Below are 22,657 nucleotides of genomic sequence, written 5' to 3' on the forward strand. Positions count from 1 at the left end.
GAAATAACCACCTAGGCGCTCCCGGGGGCGCCGGAAAACCCCGCCGGCGGCCCAGGCGACGTGGCCTGACCGGGCGGGATTTTCTCTTTGCAGGTGCCTATTTGGGCAGGGCCGACGCCAGCTCGTCGCGGCTGCGGACGCCCAGTTTCACGTAGGTGCGGTACAGGTGCCCCTCCACGGTGCGAACCGAGACCATCAGGCGTTGGGCGATCTCGCGGTCGGTGAGGCCCTGGACGGCCAACTCCACGATGTCCTGCTCGCGGCGGGTCAGATGCACAGCGGGCGCCGCGGCGATGAAGTGTCCTTCCCGGAACCGTTCGCCCAGCTCATGGTCGCATTTCTCGCGCAGCGCTATTGCCTGCCGGGACCGCCGCCGCTCACCTGACTCTTCCAGGAGCGTGCTCGCCCTGGCGTACGCCTCCCTGGCAAGGTTGACGAATCCGGCCGCTTCGAGGTTCGCGGCTGTGTCCATCAGCGCATCGGCGTCCGCGGTTTCCCAGTCCCCCGCCAGAGTCAGCATGGCTGCAGCCCACCGGCCCTCGACATTACCGGCGAGCGCCCGCACCAGCGGGATGACGGAGTGGTCGCCAAGGTCCCAGCAGATGGCCAGGAACTCGAGGTGCATCCCTTCCCGGACTGAGATTTCGGTGGTGGTGGCAAGGGTGTGGATGGATGCCAGGCCCTTACCGTCACGGGCCACATACTCCGCAGCCGCGGCCGCGTAGGCCTTGGCCAGGAGCTCGTTCGCGGGTGCGCCAGGGGTTGAGTCCTTGTAATCCAGCTCCAGCCGCCTGGCCTGGGCGGCGTCGCCGAGCCTGGCCGCGACGTAGAAGCCCAAGGATGAACCAAACCGGAACAGCTGGAGGGGATCGTTGAGCCTGAGGGCCTCGACGGCCGGCAGGAGCATCTGGTAGGCGCGCTCAATCCGGCCCTGCCGCAGCAGCGAGTAACCTCTGAGGAGCTGGAGACCGCCCCCGAAGCATGCGGCTCCGGCGGCTTGCTCCATCGCGTAATTGGCCATCTCCCGCTCAGCGGATTCCCATTCGCCCATGGCCAGGTAGTCCGTGACGAGGCGGCCCAGGACAAATTCGTTGAAAAAGAACACACCGTCCCGAAGCGACGGAAGTTCGGAGGCAGCCAGCAGCGCGGCGTCCAGGCCCTGGACCCCGCGTCCCGCCGCCGAGAGCGCATGGGAGGAGAGCGCCAGTCCTACGGCGCGGAGGGCGTCATCCACCGGTTCCCCGGGGTTGCGGCTCCTGATGTCCTGGACGTCCGCCGCCAGGGACTCATAGTCGCCGGCCTCTCCCAGTTCTAAAAGGTCGAGCATCTGGTCCTGCCAGGGCCGCGGCGCCTGCATTGCAGGGGAATCACCGGGCGTGCCGGATCCGGCGTCGTCCGGGTCTGCAGGGGACCCGGTCAGGTCTTCGAGGCGTCCGGCCTGGCGCAGGAGCTCCCGCGATTCGGCCGCGATTGCGTCCATCGCCTGTCCCAGGGCCTGATGCGCCGCCGTACGCAGGAGCAGGACGTGGGCTGCCTCGGCACTGTCGTCCAGCTCCAGCCAGCACCCGTCCAGGATCCGGGCCGCTTCGGAATAATGGGCCTCGTTGAACAGGGCCCGTGCCTGGATGGCGCGGGCGTGGGGCGCGAGGATCGGATCCTGCACCCTTGCCGCCATCATCCGGGCGCTGGCGTTCCGGTATCCGGTGATGGCTGTCACTGCTGCCTCGAGCAGTTCATCGTCAGCCACCCGCAGTCCACATTCCAGCGCCCATTCGGCCGCACGCAGCCGGCCATCCGCGCTTGAGGGTGGCGCCTCCTGGTGGGCACGGAGCTTTTCAAGAAGCTGCAGGCTCCGTGAGACGGACACGTTTTTCCTCACGGCATCACCGATGACGCCGTTCCACATCCTCAGCACAGCAGGGCTGCCGGAACCCTCCACCACCGTTTGCTGGTCCAGCAGGGAACGGACAAGTTCCGCCCCGCAGATATCCTCGATCACTTTGCGGCCCACGGGCTCGGCCAGGGCAACCAGCTTCAGGGCCTCCTGCTCCTCTGGCCGGCGCCGGAGGAGATCCTTGGACACCACGGCCGTCAGTTTGGCGCCGTCGGAAGGAAGTGGCCCAAGCAGCATCCAGATGCCGTTCCGTTTGGCGAGGATCCCCTGCTCCGCGGCGTCGTGCAGCAGGGCATCGAGGATCCTGGGGTTTCCCCCTGAGGCGCTCCAGATCGAGTCCACAGTCCCGGCCGGGACTGTGCCGTCCAGGACATGGGCAAGGACTTCTTCTATCTGCTCCCGATTAAGCGGCCGCAGGTCCACCCGGTCCGCCAGGCCGTCGTACCAGAGCTGGTCGAGCGGCTGCGGCAACCCGGGGCGGGGCCTGCCGGCCGCCACCACGCTCGCCCAGCCGGCCGAGATCATGTCCGCCACAATGCCTGCGCTGGCATCATCTAGATGATGGGCGTCATCGACCACCAGCAGCAGCGGTGTGTCCTTGCCGTCCTTGAGCTTCTCGAAATACGTCCACACGGACCTGAGGACGGCCACCGGGGAGACCGAGTCCTCGGCCGTCAGCTCCGCCGTGTAGGGAGTCAGAACACCAAAGGGGACGCCGGCCAGGGATGAGCTGCCATGGATGCGCAGGACGATCATCTCCGGGGACAGGCGCTCGGTGATGGCTTCGGCCAGCGCCGACTTTCCGATGCCGGGTCCGGCCATCAGGAAGACGGCCTGACTGGTCCGGCTGCGGATGATGTTGCAGATCCGGTCCAGCGGCTCGCGGCGTCCGGTAAGGAAGCGATAGGCCGAGCCGGGCCTTGGTGCGTGGCCGTTAGACGAGTCCAGTCAGATCACCCCTGGAAGTTACACCGAGTTTGGTGAAGACCTGGTACAGGTGGCCTTCAACGGTACGGACCGAGACACCCATCTCAAGCGCGATGTCCCGGTTTGACGCTCCCCTGCCGGCCAGCCGTGCAATCTGCCGCTCCCTGCTGGTCAGCAGGGGGCTGCCGCTGCTCGGCACAATCGGAAGATTGGCGACAGTGGCAGCCAGTATATCCAGCCGCGCCTGCGCAGTCCTGGCCGACACGGAGTCACCGGCCTGGCGGGCGTAGTCCACGGCGAGCGCCATGCACCGCGCTTCGACCGCGTCCAGTTCCAGGGTGGCCGCCAGCTCGCCGCCGGTGAGAAGCGTCTTGGCGTCCTTGGTCCTGCTGCCCACCGCGATCAGGCGGGCGATCTCCGCCAGCGGACCCTGCCGCTGCCCCGCAACCTGTTCCAGAAGCCTGAAGTCGGCTTCGGTGCCATTGACGGTGGCTCCCAGGAGACTGATGCCGGCGACGGTGAACCGTCCCGCGTCAATGTTGCGGCGCGCGGAGTCCTTGAGCCGGGAGACGGCGTCGTTCTCGCCCAGCCACCGGCCGGCCATGTCGGCGCAAAATTCAATGATGGAGCCGGTCAGGAAGTCGCAGGGGCCCGCGGAACGCTGCACCTTCTCCAGATACCTGCGGGACTGGCCGGCGTTCCCGATCTGGGCGTAGGCCAACGCGGTTGCGGCGTAAGCGGAACGCAGGGAGCTCTGCACGGGACGGAGCTCCAGCTGGGCCGCGGCGGACAGCAGCGGGTCAAGGGCAGCCGCTCCCCGCCCGGAATAGACGTAGGCGATACCGGCAGCCAGCTCAGTGGCGGCGCTCCGGTACGGGAGCCGGTGCGCGTCCCGGGACTCCGGCGGGTCCAGGAGGTCGATACAGCGGCGCCACTGCCCGGCCGTCAGCAGGACGGCATAGGCGCGGCTGGTGTATTCCTCGCGCAGGCCCACGATCTGGGCGGCATCCGAAATCTGCCCGCCGAGGGTCCGCATCAGGCTCAGCGCGTCCATTTCGCGGCCGGTCAGCGACAGCGCCGTCATCAGGATGATGGCAGCGTTCATCCTGAACGAGACGTCCGGGTTGCGGGCGGCGTTGGAGGCAGCTTCGAGGGCAGGGACCATGGATGCGAAGTCGCCGACAAAGGCTTTGTACTCAAATTCACTGAGGCTGATGCGGTTGGCGGCCACAGCCAGCGGTGCAGGCCAGCCCTTCGCCAACTCCGGGCCCACGCCCAGCCGGGCCCTTGCCTCCTCAAGCATCCCCGGCACCCTGCCCGTGAGTTCCGGCAGCCACACCATGACCGTGGACCTGGCGGCCACCACCTGGGCGTATTCCTCGGCATCCAGGCTGTCCAGCTGCGGCCGCGTGATGTCATCGAGGGCGGCCATGGCCTGGATCGGCAGGTCCAGCAGAAGATAAGCCGCGGCTTTTTGCCGCTGCCCGGAAACCCACTGGGGGTCGTTCCTCGTCAGCGTCTCGGCGTACGTGAGGGCGGAATGCGGATCAAACAGCTGGACGGACGCTTCCGCGGCGGCCAGTGCCATGGCAGGGCTGAGTTCGGCCTCGCACTCACGCGTCCAGGCCGCGAAGGCCATCAGCTCCTCGACGGTCATGGAAGCAGGATCAGGTTCCTTGCCGTCCAGGAGCTGGGCGCGCAGCTCCCGGCGCCGGGCGATGCTGAGCCAGGAGCGGACGACGTCGCCAAGGTACTTTTCCCGGAGCGAGACCCAGCGGCTGTCCGAGCCATCGATATCCAGGAGTCCCGCGTCCTCCATGTCAGCGACGATGCCGGCACCGAAAATCGACGTGAGGCGGGACAGGTCCACGCTGCGGGCGCAGGAGAGCATTTCTATGACGTCCCGGGTCTCCGGCGTTTTCCTCGCCCACCGGGAACGTACGATGTCATCCAGGCTCGCCGCGCCGTCGAGCACCACCTTGTCACGCAGGGTCCATACGGAATCCGACAGCACGAGGTTCCCGGACAGCTGCTGCTCCGTCACCAGGGCTTTCAACAGCAGCGGATTGCCCCCCACCATGCTGTGGTAGATGTTGACAAGGGACGCGGAAACGCGGTGTCCCAGCATGGTCAGCAGCACCTGCCGGGTCTGCAGTTCGTTCAGGTTGTCCAGCCTGACTTCGGTCAGGCGGCGCTCGGTGAGCAGCCAATGGAAGTCGGCGGGCAGGTCGCTGCTCCTGGGCGCGACGGCGACGATCCTGGCAGTGCCGGTCAGAAGGACGTTCAGGAGGACACCGGCGCTCATGTCGTCAATGCTGCCGGCGGTGTCCAGCGTAATGACGCACGGCCGGCCGGCAGCGTCACTCCTGATCAGGGACGTGATGCCCCGCAGGATGGCGGTGGGGGAACCCATGTACGCCTGGGGAAGCCGTGCCAGCAGGAAGGACAGGCAGCCGTAGGGGGTTTTCGAGGCCGGGTGCCCGCTGCGCAGCTGGAGTGCCCAGACATCCGGGCCGAGTTCGGAAACGGCCGTCCGGGCCAGAGAGGACTTGCCCACTCCCCGGCCGCCGGTGATGATGACGCCCAGCGAGTCCTTGCTGGTCAGGGCTGCGCGCACGGCTTCGAGGTTGGCACTCCTGGCAGGTACCGACCATCGCTGGTGTTCGGTCTGAACAGCCGTGTCCGTTTGCAACTCAACGTCGTTGAGCGTTGACCCACGTCCCCAGCTGAGTGGCTCGATTGACATGAACTTATCCCCTAGATCCCGCCCTAGCGGGGATAAAGCCCCATCGCTCCCCCGCTTAGGAAGAAGACTACCCCGAGGTGCTGACTACTAGACAGCAAACTGGGGATTAAGTTTTTTTTGCTACAGCGGGGACTTCGCCGGGTGGAACTTCTGCTGCGCCGCCGTCAGGCCTTCCCTGACCAGCACGTCCACTGCGTCTGCCGCTTCGTCCAGCAAGAAGGGCAGTTCTTTTCGTTCCGCTGTACCGAAGTCGCGGAGTACATAGTCGGCTGTGTCCATCCGGCCCGGCGGCCGTCCAACCCCCACACGGACGCGCAGGTAGTCCTTGGTGGAGAGGGCCTTGGACATGTCACGCAGTCCGTTGTGGCCCCCTTCTCCCCCGCCGGACTTCAATTTGATTGTATTAAAGGGAATGTCAATCTCGTCGTGCACCGCCACCACGTGGTCCGGTTCGATGCCGTAAAAGTTTGCCAAAGCGGCGACGGGGCCGCCGGAGACATTCATGTAGCTCATAGGCTTGGCCAGCACAACGCGGGGACCACCGATGCCCAGGCGGCCTTCGAGCACCTGGGCCCGGGCCTTATGCGTCTTGAAGCTGCCGCCGATCCGGCCGGCCAGTTCATCCAGGACCATCTGGCCTACATTGTGCCGGTTGCCTTTGTATTCGGTCCCGGGATTCCCGAGGCCAACGATCAGCCACGTGTCAGTCATGCGTCAATCCTAAAGTGGGAAAACGGCAGTGGCCGGATCCCCGCGGGGATCCGGCCACCCAAACTATGGTCCGAAATTACTCGGCTGCGGCCGCGGAAGCCCCAGCGGAGCCCTCGGAGGCTTCTTCGTCAGAGACCTCGGTGGCCTCGGAGATGTTGACAACCAGCGCGTCGGCGTCGGCCAGCAGGACGGCGCCCTTCGGCAGGACGAGGTCGGAAGCGTGGATGTGCTCGCCGGCGCTGCGGCCTTCGATGCTCACCTCGACGGCGGTCGGCAGGTGGGTTGCCTCGGCTTCGAGGGAGATGACGGTCAGTTCCTGGTTGAAGACGTTGCCCGGAGCAAGTTCGCCAACAACGTGCACGGGGATGTCAACGGTGACCTTCTCGCCCTTGCGGACGGTCAGCAGGTCGATGTGCTCGATGATCTGCTTGATGGGGTCGCGCTGGACGTCCTTGACGAGTGCCAGGTGGCCTTCGCCGTTGATGTCCAGAGACAGCAGGGCGTTGGCGGTGCGGACGGCCAGGGTGGTGGCCTTGGCCGGCAGGGTGATGTGGATCGGCTCTGCGCCGTGGCCGTAGATGACGGCGGGGATCTGGCCGGCCATGCGGGCGCGGCGGGCAAAGCCCTTGCCGAATTCGGTGCGGACTTCTGCTGCGAGCTTCTGCTCAGACATGTGTTTCTCCTTGAAGACTAAACGGTGTTCAGCAAGGGCGGAGGTCTGTTGCGACCTTCAACGCCGGGCGGCCCGTGGGCGGCCCTTCAAGAAGGGAGGTTCAGACCCAGTCGATAACGGAGACCTGCACGCCGGTTTCCCGGGATGCTCTCCCTCGCCAAGGTTTCGTTGAATAGCTTACCAGCGTCCGGGCCGGTAACTGAAAACGCGGCGGTTGTGCCTGCGGGTTACCGCAGGCACAACCGCCGCGTTCAGGCTCAAACGCCAGGAATCAGGCGTTGCCGTCGAACAGGCTGGTGACCGATCCGTCGTCGAACACTTCGCGGATGGCGCGTGCGATCAGCGGTGCGATGGACAGCACAGTCAGCTGGGGGAAGCGCTTGTCGGCGGGGATGGGCAGGGTATCCGTGACCACCACTTCGCGGGCGCCCGACTCGGACAGCCGGCGGGCCGCCGGATCGGAGAACACGGCGTGGGTTGCCGCGATGATGACATCCTTGGCGCCGGCGTTCTTCAGCACCTGGACGGCCCCGGAAATGGTTCCGCCGGTGTCGATCATGTCGTCGATCAGGACGCAGGTGCGGCCCTCGATCTGGCCCACGACGGTCTTGGAGACGGCCTGGTTCGGCACGGTCAGGTCGCGGCTCTTGTGCACGAACGCCAGCGGTGCGCCGCCGAGGCGTTCGGCCCACTGCTCGGCCACCCGGACGCGGCCGGTGTCCGGGGATACCACGGTGATGTTGTCCGCGGCGACCCGGGTGCGGATGTAGTCGGCCAGTAGCGGGATGGCCATGAGGTGGTCCACGGGGCCGTCGAAGAAGCCCTGGATCTGCGAGGTGTGCAGGTCAACGCTCATGATGCGGTCGGCACCGGCCGTTTTGTAGAGGTCGGCCACCAGGCGGGCGGAAATCGGCTCGCGGCCGCGGCCCTTCTTGTCCTGCCTGGAGTAGGGGTAGAAGGGCGAGACCACGGTGATGCGCTTGGCGGATGCCCGCTTCAGCGAATCGATCATGATCAGCTGTTCCATGAGGTGGTTGTTCAGCGGTGCCGGGTGCGCCTGGATGACGAAGGCGTCGGTGCCCCGGACGCTCTCGCCGGCGCGGACGTAGATTTCCCCGTTGGCGAAGTCGTACGCGTCGATGGGGAGCAGCTCTGTGCCCAGCTCCTTGGCGATCTCCCGGGCAAGCTCCGGGTGTGCCCGCCCGGCGGCAAGCACCAGCTTCTTCTCGCCGCGCGCCGTAATTTCGCTCATTATTGCTTGCCCTCTTCTGTAGGTGCCTGGGTACTTGAGGAATCTGCGGTGGCCGCCTGGGCCAGTTCGGCGGAGCGCGTGCCGGGCCGGTTGGCCAGGACCCAGCCTTCGGAGTTCAGCTGCGCGGCGAGTGAAACTGCCAGCGCACCGGCCGGGACGTCCTTGCGGATCACGGCGCCGGCGCCGCTGTAGGCGCCGTCGCCCACGGTGACCGGGGCGACAAACACGGTATTGGACCCTGTGCGGACACCGGACCCGATGACTGTGCGGTGCTTCTTCTCGCCGTCGTAGTTGGCCGTGATGTTGCCGCACCCGATGTTGGTGTCCTCGCCGATTTCGGCGTCGCCGGCGTAACCCAGGTGGGAGAGTTTGGAGCCGCGGCCGATGGTGACGTTCTTGGTTTCGTAGAAGGCGCCGATCTTGCCGGTCTCGCCAAGGACGGTGCCGGGACGGAGGTAGGTGAAAGGCCCGACGGCGGCGTCCGCACCGATGATGGCCCCTGAACCGTGCGTCCGGGTCACTTTCGCCCCCGCACCGATTCGGACATCGGTCAGGGTGGTGTCCGGGCCGACGACTGCGTCCCGGGCCACGGTGGTGTCGCCGTGCAGCTGCGTGTTGGGGAGGATCCGGACGTCCTCGTCCAGCGTGACGGTGGAGTCGATCCAGGTGGTGGCGGGATCAACCACTGTGACACCAGCACGCATCCACGCTTCAACCGTCCTGCGGTTCAGTTCCGCCCCGAGTGCCGAGAGCTGGACACGGTCGTTGGCGCCCTCCACCTGCCAGCGGTCCTCGGTGACGACGGCGGCAACCCGGCCGCCTGCCTGCCGGGCCAGGCCCAGCACGTCGGTGAGGTACTTCTCGCCCTGGGAGTTGTCGGTGGTGACGTGGACCAGCGCGTCACGCAGGACGGCGGCGTCGAAAGCGTAGATGCCGGAGTTGACTTCGCGGATGAGGCGCTCGGCGTCGGTGGCGTCCTTGTGTTCGCGGATGCCGGTGATGGTCCCGTCGTCCCCGCGGAGGATCCGGCCGTAACCGGTTGCGTCCGCCAGCACGGCTGTCAAAACGGTCACTGCGTTGGCTTCACGCTCATGGGTGGCCACGAGTTCGGCGAGCAGGCTGCCAGTCAGCAGCGGAACATCGCCATAGGTGACGACGACGGTGCCGGCCAGCTCCTGGTGTGCGTCCAGGGCCTGGAGCGCGACTTCGACGGCCCGGCCGGTGCCGGGGATCTCGTCCTGGTCAACGATGACGGCGTCGGGGTCCAGTTCAACCAGGTGTTTGGCCACAAGGTCACGTTCGTGCCGGACTACCAGGGCCAACTGCCTCGGGTGGATGCTGCGGGCAGCCACCAGGGCGTGCCCCACCATGGAGAGGCCGCCGATTTCGTGGAGGATCTTGGGTGTACGGGATTTCATCCGGGTACCGGCGCCTGCTGCCAGAACTATGACGGCGGCTGGACCGGTAGTCTCGGGGATCACGTACGGGCTCTCCTTGATTGTTGGCGCGGTGCTTGTGTGCGCCGTGCGCTGGGCGCGATGCCAGCCGGGCCAATGGCCTGGTGCGGCACCGAGTTCATCCTACTGGACGGGTCATCGCACAGCAGTTCCGCCCATAGGATTCGAACCTATACTCCACGGCTCCAAAGGCCGGGGTGCTGCCATTACACCAGGGCGGACCATGCCACCGGCACAAGGCCCGGGCACAAGTATTTATTTTGCCATGGGTTCGGGGCCCGATGCGACATCGGCCGGAATCTGCCCGCATCAAGGGCCTTCCCGCCGGTAGGGCATGATGGAAATGTGAGCAACAACCCTCCCCGGACACGGATGACAGGCCTGCAGCGGCGCAGCCAGCTGATCGAAGTGGGCCGGGGCCTCTTCGCCATCCGCGGGCTCGACGGGACCACGATTGAGGAAATCGCCGCCTGTGCCGGCGTCTCCAAGCCGGTCATCTACGAACACTTTGGTTCCAAGGAAGGCCTGTACACCCAGGTGGTGGACTTCGAGTTCCGCATCCTGCTCGACTCGATCAACAGCGCCCTCACCGAAGAAGCCAAGCCGCGGATCCTGGTGGAGCGCGCCGCCCTCGCCCTGCTGACCTACATCGAGGACCGCACCGACGGCTTCCGCATCCTCATGCGGGACGCCCCGCCGTCGCAGCCGGAAGGCGCCTTTTCCACCCTGCTGTCCCATGTGACCGCCCGTGTGGAACACATCCTCTCCGACGAATTCGACCGCCGCGGCTTCAGCGCCGAAGACGGCGCCATGTACGCCCAGATGCTCGTAGGCATGGTGGCCATGACCGGCCAATGGTGGCAGGACAGCCGCCAGCCGGACAAGCACACCGTAGCGGCACACCTGGTAAACCTCGCCTGGAACGGCCTGACCGGCCTCAAGAAGGACCCTGAGCTGACAAGCGAGGGCTAGCGTTTTCATGCCCGCGTGGTCACGTCCGCGGCGCAGTCCTTCGCCGTCGCTTAGACACGACGCAAATGGGTCCCTGCGGTCGCTGGGCGACCTCCGGACCCCGATGCGCCGCGATGCGCGACTACGCGAAGGCCCCCTGCCCCGCCATTGCCGACGGTTCCGCACGGGTCCCCCGCCGCGCTGCGATAGCCGGCACCTCCGTGCGGGCGCCCTTCACGAGTACGCCCTGCCGAACGTTCCGCGCGGGTTGCCCACTGTTCCCCGGCGAAAGGTGACGTGCTTTGTCGGGAGGCGGCCTTCGGTAGGTGACGTCCGCTCGCCGGAGGCGGTCCTTCGGAAAGGAGCGCATCGCGGGGCATCGGGACGTGGAGGTCGCTCAGCGACCGGAGCGGCCCCTTTGCCCTGTGTCTAAGCGACGCCGAAGGGCCGCCTGCGGCACCCAAGGCGTGCGGAGCCCCGAAGGGCCGGCTCCGGCACCCAGCCCAGCCACAACGCAGTGACGAAGGCAAGGGCTACTCGCCGAGGACTTCCAGGGCTTCGAGCCATTCGAGTTCTAACGCCTCGCGTTCTCCGGCGAGGTCCTTCAGTTTTTTGTTCTGGTCGGCGAGGGCGTCGAAGTCGTTATCGTTGGTGCTTTTGACCATCTGGTCGTGGAGCTTCTTTTCCTGCTGTTCAAGCTTGCCCATCTGGCGTTCGATGCGGTTCTTGGCTTTGCGGGCGTCGCGCTTTTCGGCTTCGGAGGCTCCGGACGCTGCGGGTGCGGAGCTGCCGCTCGGACCGGTGACGGGGTTGCCGCCGCCGGTGATGGTGGAGCCGGCCAGGGCGGATTCGCGGAGCTCCAGGTACTGGTCCACGCCGCGCGGCAGGGCGCGGATCTTCCCGTCGCCCAGGAGTGCCATCTGGTGGTCGGTCACGCGCTCCAGCAGGTAACGGTCGTGGCTCACCACAACGAGGGTGCCCGGCCAGCCGTCGAGGACATCCTCGACGGCGGCGAGGGTGTCGGTGTCGAGGTCGTTGGTGGGCTCATCGAGCATCAGCACGTTCGGCTCCCCCACGAGCAGGCGCAGGAGCTGGAGGCGCCGGCGCTCACCACCGGAAAGGTCCTTGACCGGGGTCCACTGCTTCTCGTTCGTGAAGCCAAGCTGCTCCACGAGCTGGCCGGCGGTGAACTCCTTGCCGCCGACGTTGAACGAGCGCTTTTCGCGCTCGATCACTTCGATGACGCGCAGGTCCTTGACGTCGTCGAGCTCTTTGACCTCCTGGGTCAGCACGGCGGTGACTACCGTCTTGCCGCGCTTGACCTTCCCGGAGCTGGGCTCGATCTCGCCGTTGAGGAGCTTCAGCAGGGTGGTCTTGCCGGCGCCGTTGACACCCACCAGGCCCAGCCGCTCACCCGGGGCAAGCCGCAGCGTGATGTTGTCGAAGAGTTTCTGGCCTTCGTCACCGCCGAGGAAGTCCAGTGAGACGTGCTCAAGGTCCAGCACGTCCTTGCCGAGGCGCGCCGTGGCCATCTTGCTCAATGCCGTCGAGTCGCGCGGCTCCGGGACATCGGCGATCAGCGCGTTGGCTGCCTCGATCCGGAACTTGGGCTTGGCGGTGCGGGCCGGGGCGCCGCGGCGCAGCCAGGCCAGCTCCTTCTTCACCAGCTGCTGGCGCTTGCTTTCCATCACGTTGGCGGCGCGGTCACGTTCGGCACGGGCCAGCACGTAAGCCGCGTAGCCGCCATCGAAGGGATCCATGATGCCGTCGTGGATTTCCCAGGTCTTGGTGCAGACTTCGTCCAGGAACCAGCGGTCGTGGGTGACCACAAGGAAAGCGCCCTGGTTGGCCCGCCAGCGGGTCTTCAGGTGCCGGGACAGCCACGCGACGCCTTCGACGTCGAGGTGGTTGGTGGGCTCGTCGAGCATGATGACGTCGTGGTCTTCGATGAGGAGCTTCGCCAGGGCAACGCGGCGCTTCTGCCCGCCGGAGAGGGCATGGACGTTGGCGTGCCAGTCGACGTCGGACACCAGCCCGCCCATGACCTCGCGGATCTGCGGGTTCCGGGCCCATTCGTAGTCCGCCTGGTCGCCGACGATGGCGGCGCCGACGGTGAGGTCGCCGTCGAGCACGTCACTCTGGTCCAGGTATCCGATGTTGACTTCGCTGCGCTTGGTCACCCGGCCGGAATCCGGAGTGGAGCGCATGGCCAGCAGCCGCATCAGCGTGGATTTGCCGTCGCCGTTCCGGCCCACCATGCCGATCCGGTCGCCCTCTTCCAGTCCGAGGGTGATGCCGTCAAGGACGGTGCGCGTCGCGTACGAAACCGTAAGGTTTTCGCCGCCAAGAAGGTGTGCCAAGGGGACTGCTTTCTACTGCTGAATACGAAAGGGGCTCTTAAAGGAGGGTATCGGAGATGATGCGGGCACCGGGCACTGGCCCATGCACTGCCCAGGCTGTCAGCCCATGGTGCAGCAGGTCCTCGGCAAGGCTTTCGGCCGCCGTCGGGCTGTGCGCCAGCAGTGCCACCGTGGGCCCTGAGCCTGAGACGATGCCCGCGATGGCGCCAAGTGATTCGCCCATCCCCAGCGTGCTGCGGAGGTCCGGAGCCAGTTCGATGGAGGCACGCTGGAGGTCGTTGACCAGGACCCTGCTCAACGCTTCGGCGTCACCGCTCCGCAGTGCCTGCAGGATCTTGGGATCCACGCCGGCAGGCTCGGCTGCGACCAGGCCCTCGGCATCGCGGAGCCGGTCCAGAGTGCGGAAGACCTCGGGGGTGGACAGCCCATAGTCGGCCGCCACCAAGACCCAGTCAGTCTGCGCCTTGGCCAATGCCGGCGACAGTTCGTCGCCCAGGCCCAGCCCAACGGCTGTCCCGCCGAGGAGGGAGAACGGAACATCGGCTCCCAGCTCCGCCGCCAGGTGCGCCAGCTCCTCCCGCGAGAGTCCACTGTTCCAGAGCGCGTCGCAGGCCAGCAGCGTAGCGGCGGCGTCCGCAGAGCCGCCACCCATGCCGCCGGCCACGGGAACCCGCTTGGTGATTTCGAGGTGGACCCCGGTGGCGTGCTCGGAGACGTCCGCCATAATGGCCGCGGCTTTGTATGCGAGGTTGTTCCCGTCCAGCGGGATGTCCACGCCGTCGAGGTCAAGGGTGCTGTCCGGGCTGATGCTGACCGTGATGCCAGGAGTTTCCGTGCTTGTGGCAGCGACTTCCTCGTAGAGCGACACTGCGAGGTACACGCTGGCTACCGAGTGGTAGCCATCCGGCCGGAGCGGGCCTACATCCAGGGAGACGTTGACCTTGCCGGGGGCCTTGACCCGGACGGTGCGGGCCGCAAACCGGCCTGCCCGGGCATTCACGCGGTGGCCTCGCCGGCTTCGGCGATCCGGGCGAAAGCCACAATGTCGATGACCTCGCCGCGGGCGGTGGGATCCACGCCGGCCGCCACGAGGCAACGTTCAGCCTCGGCGGCGCCGCCTGCCCAGCCGGCGAGGGCAGCCCGCAGCGTCTTCCGGCGCTGCGCAAATGCTGCGTCGATGACGGCGAACACCTGTTCGCGCGTGGCAGTGGTGACGGGCGGCTCCCTGCGCGTGAACGCCACGAGTCCGGAATGGATCTTAGGAGCGGGCCAAAAGACGTTCATCCCGATCACCCCGGCTTTGCGCATGCTGCTGTACCAGGCCGCCTTGACCGATGGCACCCCGTACGTCTTGGATCCGGGCCCGGCGGCCAGCCTGTCAGCCACCTCGTCCTGCACCATCACCAGGCCGTGCTGAAGGCTCGGGAAGTGCTGCAGCAGGTGGAGGACCACGGGCACGGCAACGTTATAAGGGAGGTTGGCCACAAGGGCAGTTGGTTCAACCGGCAGCGTGGTCACCTTCATCGCGTCGGCCTGGACCAGGTAAAAGTCGTCGGCAGCCCCGGGCCGCCACTCGTTGACCGTATGGGGCAGCTTCGCAGCCAGGACCGGATCGATTTCGACGGCGACCACTGCCTTTGCGGCGTCCAGCAGCCCGAGCGTCAGCGAGCCAAGGCCGGGCCCGACCTCCAGGACAGTCTCCTCAGGGCCGATGTTGGCGGCAGAGACGATCCTGCGGATGGTATTGCCGTCGATGACAAAGTTCTGTCCAAGGGTCTTGGTGGGCCGGATTCCGATCTCTTCCGCCAGCCGGCGTATGTCGGAGGCACCGAAGAGGGGTGCGGGCGCGGCGGGGCTCGGTTCAGTCACCTAGGTATCCTATCCCGGCGGTTGCGAATGCCACGCGGAGTTAACGGAAGCGGCCGGACCCGGGAATCCGGGTCCGGCCGCTTCACGCGCTTGTTTGCCCTGGGCCCTGCGCGGCTGTGGTCAGCTGCCGCTGCAGGCTTGCCTGCGATGCAGGGTGGGCGTTGGTCCTAGCTGGTGGCCGCCCAGCCGCAGCCCCAGGGCTGGAGGCCGCGCTGTGCGTAAACGCGGTTCGCGATGTCGATCTGCTGGGCCTTGGTGGCGAGGCTGGCGTTGGGGGCGTAGGCGCCGCCGCCTGAGCCGATCCACGTCCGGATGTCGAACTGGAGGCCGCCGTAGTAGCCGTTGCCTGAGTTGATGGACCAGTTGCCGCCCGATTCGCACTGGGCGATCTTGTCCCACATGGCTTCGTTCATCATGGCAGGCGCTGCTGCACCGGTGTTGGTGCCGGTGGTGGCTGCGGGCTTTGCCTTGGTGCCTACGGTGACCTGCTCCGTCACGGGCTGGACGGAAACGGTCTCGGAAACCAGGGTGCGTGAGGCTTCGCGGCCGTCAACCAGCACGAGCTTGAACGTGCGCTCGACCTTTCCGGCAGCCCCGGCCTGGGTCACTTTTTTCTCACCCTTGAACAGGTCCGCGCTTTCGGAGGTCATGGTCTCAAACGCTACGTCTTCCGTGGTGGCCGCCGTCTGGCCGGTGTCCACCCGGGAAACCTTGACCACCATGTTGTTGACTACCAGGGCGTTGCCGGGCTGTGAGGCCCGGTCGTTGACGCCAAGGGTCACGCCGGCGTCTTCCAGGACAGCCTCCACCGTGGATGCGGTGGTGGTTGCCGTGGTGACTTTACCGTCGGCGACGATGCTCACGTTTTTGGGGGTGGTGATGGAGACGAATGATCCGTCCACCGCCAACTGGGCGTCCTTCGGGACGGAAACGGATGACGAGCTGGCCACCCCGAGTTCGGTCACCAGCCCGGCGACGTCGGGGGCGGTGGTGCTGACGGTCTTCTCAGAGCCGTCCAGGCTGACTTTCACGGCCTTGGCCATGTTCACATTGATAACGGTGCCGTTTTCCACGGTCGCGTCTGCTGACGGGGATACGCGGTCTGCGGGCTTCAGGTCCAGCTTTGCGCTTTTGACAACCTGGCCTACGGTGCCGCCGAAGGTCTGGACCGAAGTCACCTTGCCGTCGACGTTGAGCGTGATTGTTTTGTTATTCCCGACAAAGGCCACGAGCCCGAGGACGAGGGCGCAAAGCACCACCAGCTGGGTACCAACCTTGACGAAACTGAACTTGCCGTCAGATGTGAAAAGCTTGACCACGTTTGCCCGTAACTTTAGGACCGTCCGGGCACGGGGAAAAACGCAGTAAAACACCCGGCGCAGAACCCCTGAGGTCAGCTCCGGGCACCTTTGCGCCGCCACACTCCACTTGGCACTCATGCGGCATCAAAGCCGTCAATGATCCTGCTGCGGATGAAGTGAAATTATCCGAAGGCCTTCCCCGACCCCGGCTAATAGTTACCCACTGTAACCGTAGCGTTATAAAGCGGCCAAGAATTTTGCATACCTGGTATTTACTGGCGGAATTCTTCCCGGTGTGATTTCAGTCCCAGGATCCGTATGCCCGCACGGTATTTTCGCTGATTTGCTGGCAGAGCCTGGAGAGGTCGGTTCCTGTCAAATCAGCCATGGCACGGACCGTGTACGGCACCATGTAGCTGGCATTGGCCCGGCCCCGGTGCGGGTGCGGGGTGAGGAAGGGCGCGTCCGTTTCCACCAGCACCAGTTCGGGTTCGGCGACGGCGAGCGCCGCCCGGAGGTTGTGTGCGTTCTTGAACGTCAGGGTGCCCGCGAAGGACATGTTCCAGCCCTCTGCGTTGCAGATGCGCGCGAGCTCCTCATCGCCGGAAAAGCAGTGGAACACCACGCGCTGCGGGGCTCCCTCCTCGCGCAGGACCTGCACCACGTCGTCGTGGGCGTCACGGTCATGGATCTGGAGGGTGAGGTCAAGGCGCTTGGCGATGTCGATGTGCCGCCTGAACGAGTAGCGCTGATGCACCAGGCCCTCGCCCTCGGTGCGGAAGAAGTCCAGCCCGGTTTCGCCGATGGCCCGGATCCGGGGATGCGCGGCCAGCCGCTCAATCTCCGCCAGCGCGTCCTCCAGTTCGCCGCGGGCTGCGTAGTCCGGTGCATCGTTGGGGTGCAGTGCCACCGCCCCCAGGAGCCTGCTGTCCAGATCCACCGCCTGCACGGTGAAACGGGAGGATTCGAGGTCGCAGCCCACCTGGACCGCACCCTGGACTCCGACTGCCTGCGCGGCATCCAAGGCCGCAGCGACCCCTACCGGCCCGGCGCCGTCGGGAAAATCAAGGTGCGTGTGGTTGTCCATGACCGGTGCCGGCAGCGGCTCCGGCGCCGGCGGAAAATCCCGCCGGCCCGCGGCGCCTGCCGCGGCCGAACCGTCCGATCCGTCCGATCCGGCGGCACGGTAAGCGGCAGGAATCAGGGAATTGCGCATCCCTCTAGCCTAGCGGCGGGCGATGCATCGAGAATTACGGGAACTCTCTGTCAGGCACGGCAGTTCTGTTAGTAGTCTGTTACCAACAGATGCGAACGCCCACCGACGGGCGAAGGCAGGCTTGCTGTCCCGTCCCAGTCGATACCGGGCTGAAAGGTTGCCGATGGACTCCCACCGACGCACTGCCGTCAATGAGATCGACCCTGCCGGCCGGAACTTCGCAGGGATTGCGGAACCGGTCACGCAGCTGAACGGCCACAAGGCCCAGGCGATGGACGCGGCCGCCTTCCACTCTGCAAGCCAGCGCATCCTGGATGCAGTCAACACTGTGATCGACGGAAAGTCGGAGGCCGCGAAACTGGCCCTGACCGTCCTGCTGGCCCAGGGCCACCTCCTCCTCGAAGACGTGCCCGGCGTTGGCAAGACCCTCCTCGCCAAGACCCTGGCCAGGACCATCGACTGCACGGTCAGCCGGATCCAGTTCACCCCTGACCTGTTGCCGTCCGATGTCACCGGCGTGTCCATCTACAACCAGTCGTCCCGGCTGTTCGAGTTCCGCCCGGGCGCCGTGTTTGCCAACATCGTGATCGGCGATGAAATCAACCGCGCCTCGGCCAAGACCCAATCCGCCCTCCTGGAATGCATGGAGGAGCACCAGGTCACGGTGGACGGACACTCCTACAAACTCGACGAGCCGTTTATGGTGGTGGCTACCCAGAATCCGATCGAGATGGAGGGGACCTATCCCCTGCCGGAAGCGCAACGGGACCGCTTTATGGCGCGTATCTCCATGGGTTATCCGGACAAGGACTCCGAGATCGAGATGCTGGAAACCCACCAGGCGACGTCGCCGCTGGCCAAGGTATCGGCCGTGGTCACTGCAGCGGACGTCGCGGCAATGATCGCCTCCGTCCAGCAGGTCTACGTGTCCCAGGCCGTCAAGGAATACACCGTGTCCGTGGGCAGGGCAACCCGCGAGAGTCCGCTGCTCCGGCTGGGGGCCAGTCCGCGCTCGATGCTGCAGCTGCTCCGGGCGGCCAAGGCCACTGCGGCCTTGGACGGGCGTGATTTTGTGCTTCCCGACGACGTCGTCAACGTGGCTGAATCCGTGTTGGCGCACCGGATCATCCTGGACCGCAAGGCCGCCAGCGCCGGGGAAACACCGCACAGCGTCATCCGCGGGATCCTGAACAGGTTGCCGGTGAGCCAGGACCTGGCGGATGCCTCGGCACGGTCCGCAGCCGGGTCCGCGGCCAAGACTCCACCGGGCTCCGGGCTCCGCAGGAACCACTAGGCAGAGCCCCATGGCACTGCTGGACCGGCTCCCCCGTCACCTTTTCAGCCAGCGCGGCTGGGGCCTCCTCGCTGCCGGCACTGTGTCGCTGTTGGCTGCGCAGATCATGGGCCGCCGCGATCTCCTCAGCCTCAGCATCCTGCTGATTGTGCTTCCCTTGGTCTCGCTGGCGGGGATCCGGCTGGTTAAACCAAAATTCCAGGTCTACCGGGAGTTCAATCCATCTCCGGTGGAGACCTCGGCCGCCACGACTGTCCGGCTGGCTGTGGCACGGACCGGGCCGGTCACCGGACGCGCGATCATGGAGGAGCGGCTGCCCCCACGGTTTGGGGAATCTCCCGCATTCCGCTTCCCCGCGCGCTCGGCCACCGGCGGCACCAGCCGGTACGAATACCATCTGCGTTCCAGCCAGCGCGGCCAGTTTCTCATCGGGCCGGTGACCGCCGAGTTCACCGACCCGTTCGGGTTGTCCCTGCACCGGCAGGCAATCGACGACGGCGAGACGCTCACGGTGACGCCGGCCGCCGTCGAGCTCCCGGTCACCGGGCTTGCAGGGGCGCGCGGGAGCGACGGCGTCACGGCCACCCGGATCCGGGCCAACCCCAGCGACGACGATGTGATGACCCGCGAATACCGGCACGGCGACCCCATGCGGCGTGTCCATTGGGCAGCGACTGCCCGGCACGGTGCACTGATGGTCAGGCAGGAGGAGTCCGTCACCACCCCCGAGGCCACCATCATCCTTGACCAGCGGTTCGCCGCCTTCGCAGGAGGTCCCGGGACGGGCTTTGGCGGGAATACGGGAATGGACGGCCACGAGATGGTCACCAGCGACACCTTCGAATGGGCAGTGGTGGCGGCCATCTCTATCAGCGCGCATCTTGCCGAACGGAATTATGCGCTGCGCCTGCTCGACGCCGCCGGCGAACCGGCCTTCCTGCGTTCCCCCTCAGCGCCTGAACCTCAGACCGAGGAGTACCAGGGCACCGGCGGGCTGCAGTCCATCGCCGAAAGCCTGGCAGCCATCCAGCTCTCCGGCCCGCATCACGGCCATCACGGCCAACACGGCCGCAAGGAGGCCGCCCCCCGGAGCCCGGCCCATCCGGGCCCGGACCGCAGGGACTCCTCCGGCGCGGCACGCGATCATGCCGGTGGACAGGATTCCGGTCCAGCGCTTTTTGATGACCTGCTCATGGACAAGCTGTCGGCGCACCGGATGCGGGGACCGATTATCGCGGTGCTGGGAAGGTTGTCGCTGGCGGAAGCCACCGCCCTGGCCCCGGCGGCGGGTTATGGGGCGAATTCCTTCGCCATCATCGTCGCGGAGAGGCCGTCTGATTTCCACGATGAACTTGAAGCGCTCCGGCGTGGGGGGTGGCGTGCGGCGGCGGTGTCCCCGTCGGTTCCGGTGCCCGCCGCCTGGAGCCACTTCGACCAGGGCGGAGCAGCGCTGGATGCCGCTGCGGCTGATGTCCGGCGTGGCGCGGGGGTGGCACGGTGACACTCGCCCCGGAAAAGCACACCTCCGCCGCGGCGCAGCCTTCCAGCGTCCCGGTTTCCGGCAAGCAGCCAGGCAAAGCCCGGGTCGGCGCCTACCCGTGGGTCATGGCCGGAGCCGTGGGGCTGTCGGTGTGTGGTGCGGCCCTTTCGCTTAACGGTGTCCTGCGGGGGTGGGCGTGGTACCTGCCCGTGCTGACCACGGTTTTTGTGGTCTGCCTGACCATGGCCGGACTCCGGGCGTTGCGGGCGCACCCCCTCGTTGTCACCGCAGGTGGCTTCGCCTCCCTGGTGGCTATCCTGACGCTGACGTTCTTCCGCGGCTCAGGCATAGCCGGGCTCATCCCGTCGGGCGCCACCATGAAGGAGTTGGACAGGTTCATCCGCCGCGCCAGCGAGACAGTTCTGGCCGAAAGCGCGCCCGTCGCCCCCAACGCCGGCATCGTGATGGTGACCTGCGCCGTCCTGGGCCTGACGGTCATCCTCATCGATGCTTTGGCGTTGCCCCTGGCCATGCCTGCCACCACCGGCCTGGGACTCGTGGCCATCCTCATCGTGCCGGCCATGGTGAAGCCGCAAAGCGTGGGCGTTTGGGGGTTCACCGCTACGGTGGCCGGCTACCTGCTGATTCTGGCGTGCAGCCAGTGGTTCGCGCCGGACGCGCGTACGCCGGCTGATACGGCCCGCAACCCAGGGCAGATGAAGCGCGCCGCACTCACCGGATCCGTTGCCCTCGTGGCCACGCTGATCATCCCGCTGGCCATCCCCGGCTTCGACCAGGGAACGTTTCCGCAGGGTTCGCGCGTGAACCCCTGGGGCACCTCCACTGGGCTGAATCCCATGATCACCCTCGGAAACAGCCTCCGCGCGCCCGCCGGCACCGGACGGATCACCTACGCCACCACGTCCGCCGCCCCGATTTACCTGCGGTCCGTCACGGTGGACAATTTCGACGGCGACTCCTGGGGACCGGACGACCGCGACGAATCGCGGCGGCCGGTGGCCGGACCCATCGAGACCGGCTACGAGATCCTCGCCGACGAGCAGCTCCGCCAGGTCACCGCGGTGGACACGGGATCTTTCACCAGCCCTTACCTCCCTGTTCCCTACGCTCCCGAGTCGATCCGGGGCCTGGGCGGGCGCTGGACATGGGACCCCGCCACCCTGAGCGTTAAGGGAGCGGACACCAACTCGCGGAGCCAGGAATACATTGTGGTCTCTTCCGTTCCCCGGCTCACGGCGAGCCTGCTCGACCGTTCGTCGGCCTCCGTGCAGGGCATAGCGGACGATTTCACCCGCGTACCCGGCAACGTGCCTGACATTGTCAGGTCCACGGCCGATTCCGTCACCGGATCGAGCGGCACGGTGTATGCAAAGGCCGTGGCCATCCAGAAATACCTGCGGTCAGCCGAGTTCACGTATTCGCTCCAGTCCCCGGTCCAGGGCGGCTATGACGGCAACGGACTGTCCGTCCTGGCCGACTTCCTCGCCCAAAAAAGCGGATACTGCATCCACTACGCCTCGGCGATGGCGGTCATGGCCAGGCTTGAAGGCATTCCCAGCCGGATCGCCGTCGGCTACGCCCCCGGACGGCTGACCGGAGCCACCGTGACCGTGGCCGGTGAAGGTGCGCTGGCAGAGTACGAAGTGGACGCACGGGATGCCCATGCGTGGCCCGAACTCTACTTCCAAGGTCTCGGGTGGGTGCCGTTTGAGCCGACGCCCTCGCGGGGGGTGCCCCCGGAATACGCCATCGAAAGCTCGGTACCCGGCTCGCCCGGCTCCCTCGACAACAATGACGACCTCATTCCGTCCGGCAACCCGCTGGCAACCCCGCTGCCCAGCGCCGCGCCGCTCCCCCTGCCCGGCGCCGGCCCCGGGACCGACGCAGGGTCGCAGATCCTGCCGTGGCTCCTGGGCCTGGCAGGATCAGCACTGCTGCTCCTCCTTGCCTCTTCGCCGCGGCTGGTACGGCTGGGGGTCCGAGCCCGCAGGCTGCGCAGCACTGATCCTCCGTCCCCGGCAGCCGTTCCCTTGGCGTGGTCCGAGCTCCGCGACCTCGGCACGGACTACGGCCTGCCGCCGGGACCGGCTGAGACGCCCAGGACGTACTCCGCCCGGATCCGCGGCTCGCATCTGCTGGGTGAACCAGGCGGAATGGACGACGCCGCACACCAGGCTGTCATCTCCCTCACGGCCGACTTCGAACGGCACGCCTACGGCCCGCCAGCCGCCGGTTCCCCCGGTTCGGTCAGTGCGGAACCGGCAGCCGCCCGGATTTCCGCGCTCCAGGGATCAATGCGGGCCAACGTCACGCGTATCCGCCGGCTGCGCGCTGACTGGCTTCCGCCCTCGGTCCTTGCCCGCTGGGGACGGATGCTGACGGCGCCGTTCCGGTTCATCGGCAGGCTGGCCCGGCGGACGGCAAAGGCCGCCGCCCACTCGTGGTCACGAGTACGCGACGGCCTGCGGCGTCCGAGCGAAGGCTAGCTTCCCCCGGCCCGTCCGC

At 66.7% G+C, this 22,657-nt stretch carries 15 protein-coding genes and 1 tRNA gene; 4 read left to right on the top strand and 12 right to left on the bottom strand.

Annotated elements, in window-relative coordinates:
- Positions 1 to 97 precede the first annotated feature (97 nt).
- From EYS21_RS07825 to EYS21_RS07855, 7 genes are all read right to left on the bottom strand, one after another.
- Positions 98 to 2,842 (bottom strand): LuxR C-terminal-related transcriptional regulator, encoded by a 2,745-nt coding sequence (locus EYS21_RS07825; RefSeq protein ID WP_347559547.1) that lies wholly within the window; start codon positions 2,840 to 2,842, stop codon positions 98 to 100.
- Positions 2,829 to 5,567 carry a LuxR C-terminal-related transcriptional regulator gene (locus EYS21_RS07830; RefSeq protein ID WP_131132639.1) on the bottom strand — a complete coding sequence of 913 codons (2,739 nt, stop codon included), beginning with the start codon at positions 5,565 to 5,567 and terminating at the stop codon, positions 2,829 to 2,831. The genes EYS21_RS07825 and EYS21_RS07830 overlap by 14 nt, the downstream gene beginning before the upstream one ends.
- Before the next feature lie 120 nt (positions 5,568 to 5,687).
- Positions 5,688 to 6,278 carry an aminoacyl-tRNA hydrolase gene (gene pth / locus EYS21_RS07835; protein WP_131132640.1) on the bottom strand — a complete coding sequence of 197 codons (591 nt, stop codon included), beginning with the start codon at positions 6,276 to 6,278 and terminating at the stop codon, positions 5,688 to 5,690.
- Positions 6,279 to 6,354: 76 nt separating this feature from the next.
- Positions 6,355 to 6,951 (bottom strand): 50S ribosomal protein L25/general stress protein Ctc, encoded by a 597-nt coding sequence (locus tag EYS21_RS07840; protein ID WP_131132641.1) that lies wholly within the window; start codon positions 6,949 to 6,951, stop codon positions 6,355 to 6,357.
- Positions 6,952 to 7,222: 271 nt separating this feature from the next.
- Positions 7,223 to 8,203 carry a ribose-phosphate diphosphokinase gene (locus EYS21_RS07845; protein ID WP_131132642.1) on the bottom strand — a complete coding sequence of 327 codons (981 nt, stop codon included), beginning with the start codon at positions 8,201 to 8,203 and terminating at the stop codon, positions 7,223 to 7,225.
- Entirely contained in the window at positions 8,203 to 9,684 is a 1,482-nt protein-coding gene (gene glmU / locus EYS21_RS07850) for a bifunctional UDP-N-acetylglucosamine diphosphorylase/glucosamine-1-phosphate N-acetyltransferase GlmU (RefSeq protein ID WP_131132643.1), read from the bottom strand. The genes EYS21_RS07845 and glmU overlap by 1 nt, the downstream gene beginning before the upstream one ends.
- Positions 9,685 to 9,809: 125 nt before the next feature.
- Positions 9,810 to 9,881, bottom strand: a tRNA-Gln gene (locus EYS21_RS07855).
- A 124-nt stretch (positions 9,882 to 10,005) separates the two neighbouring features.
- On the opposite strand from EYS21_RS07855, the gene EYS21_RS07860 reads away from it, so the two are divergent.
- Positions 10,006 to 10,632 (top strand): TetR/AcrR family transcriptional regulator, encoded by a 627-nt coding sequence (locus tag EYS21_RS07860; protein ID WP_131132644.1) that lies wholly within the window; start codon positions 10,006 to 10,008, stop codon positions 10,630 to 10,632.
- A gap of 512 nt (positions 10,633 to 11,144) precedes the next feature.
- On the opposite strand, the gene EYS21_RS07865 is transcribed toward EYS21_RS07860, so the two are convergent.
- The 5 genes from EYS21_RS07865 to EYS21_RS07885 form a co-directional block, all read right to left on the bottom strand.
- Positions 11,145 to 12,971 (bottom strand): ABC-F family ATP-binding cassette domain-containing protein, encoded by a 1,827-nt coding sequence (locus EYS21_RS07865; protein ID WP_131132645.1) that lies wholly within the window; start codon positions 12,969 to 12,971, stop codon positions 11,145 to 11,147.
- 37 nt (positions 12,972 to 13,008) lie between these two features.
- A complete protein-coding gene (locus tag EYS21_RS07870) occupies positions 13,009 to 13,971 on the bottom strand; it encodes a 4-(cytidine 5'-diphospho)-2-C-methyl-D-erythritol kinase (protein WP_131132646.1) in 963 nt (320 codons plus the stop codon).
- Positions 13,968 to 14,840, bottom strand: a complete 873-nt coding sequence (gene rsmA, locus EYS21_RS07875; protein ID WP_131132647.1) for a 16S rRNA (adenine(1518)-N(6)/adenine(1519)-N(6))-dimethyltransferase RsmA — start codon at positions 14,838 to 14,840, stop codon at positions 13,968 to 13,970. Before rsmA ends, EYS21_RS07870 begins: the two co-directional genes overlap by 4 nt.
- Positions 14,841 to 15,007: 167 nt before the next feature.
- A complete protein-coding gene (locus EYS21_RS07880; protein ID WP_131132648.1) occupies positions 15,008 to 16,159 on the bottom strand; it encodes a resuscitation-promoting factor in 1,152 nt (383 codons plus the stop codon).
- Positions 16,160 to 16,442: 283 nt separating this feature from the next.
- The gene (locus EYS21_RS07885) at positions 16,443 to 17,357 is read right to left on the bottom strand and encodes a TatD family hydrolase (RefSeq protein ID WP_131132649.1); all 915 of its coding nucleotides are present in this window, start codon (positions 17,355 to 17,357) and stop codon (positions 16,443 to 16,445) included.
- 163 nt (positions 17,358 to 17,520) lie between these two features.
- Between EYS21_RS07885 and EYS21_RS07890 the strand changes: the two genes are divergently transcribed.
- The 3 genes from EYS21_RS07890 to EYS21_RS07900 are packed head-to-tail and all read left to right on the top strand — an operon-like array spanning position 17,521 to position 22,638.
- Entirely contained in the window at positions 17,521 to 18,651 is a 1,131-nt protein-coding gene (locus tag EYS21_RS07890) for a MoxR family ATPase (RefSeq protein WP_131132650.1), read from the top strand.
- Between the two features lie 10 nt (positions 18,652 to 18,661).
- Entirely contained in the window at positions 18,662 to 20,152 is a 1,491-nt protein-coding gene (locus EYS21_RS07895; RefSeq protein ID WP_131132651.1) for a DUF58 domain-containing protein, read from the top strand.
- Entirely contained in the window at positions 20,149 to 22,638 is a 2,490-nt protein-coding gene (locus EYS21_RS07900; protein WP_242633332.1) for a DUF3488 and transglutaminase-like domain-containing protein, read from the top strand. Before EYS21_RS07895 ends, EYS21_RS07900 begins: the two co-directional genes overlap by 4 nt.
- Positions 22,639 to 22,657: the final 19 nt, after the last annotated feature.

The sequence above is a fragment of the Arthrobacter sp. S39 genome, from assembly GCF_004320525.1.
Taxonomy (GTDB): domain Bacteria; phylum Actinomycetota; class Actinomycetes; order Actinomycetales; family Micrococcaceae; genus Arthrobacter.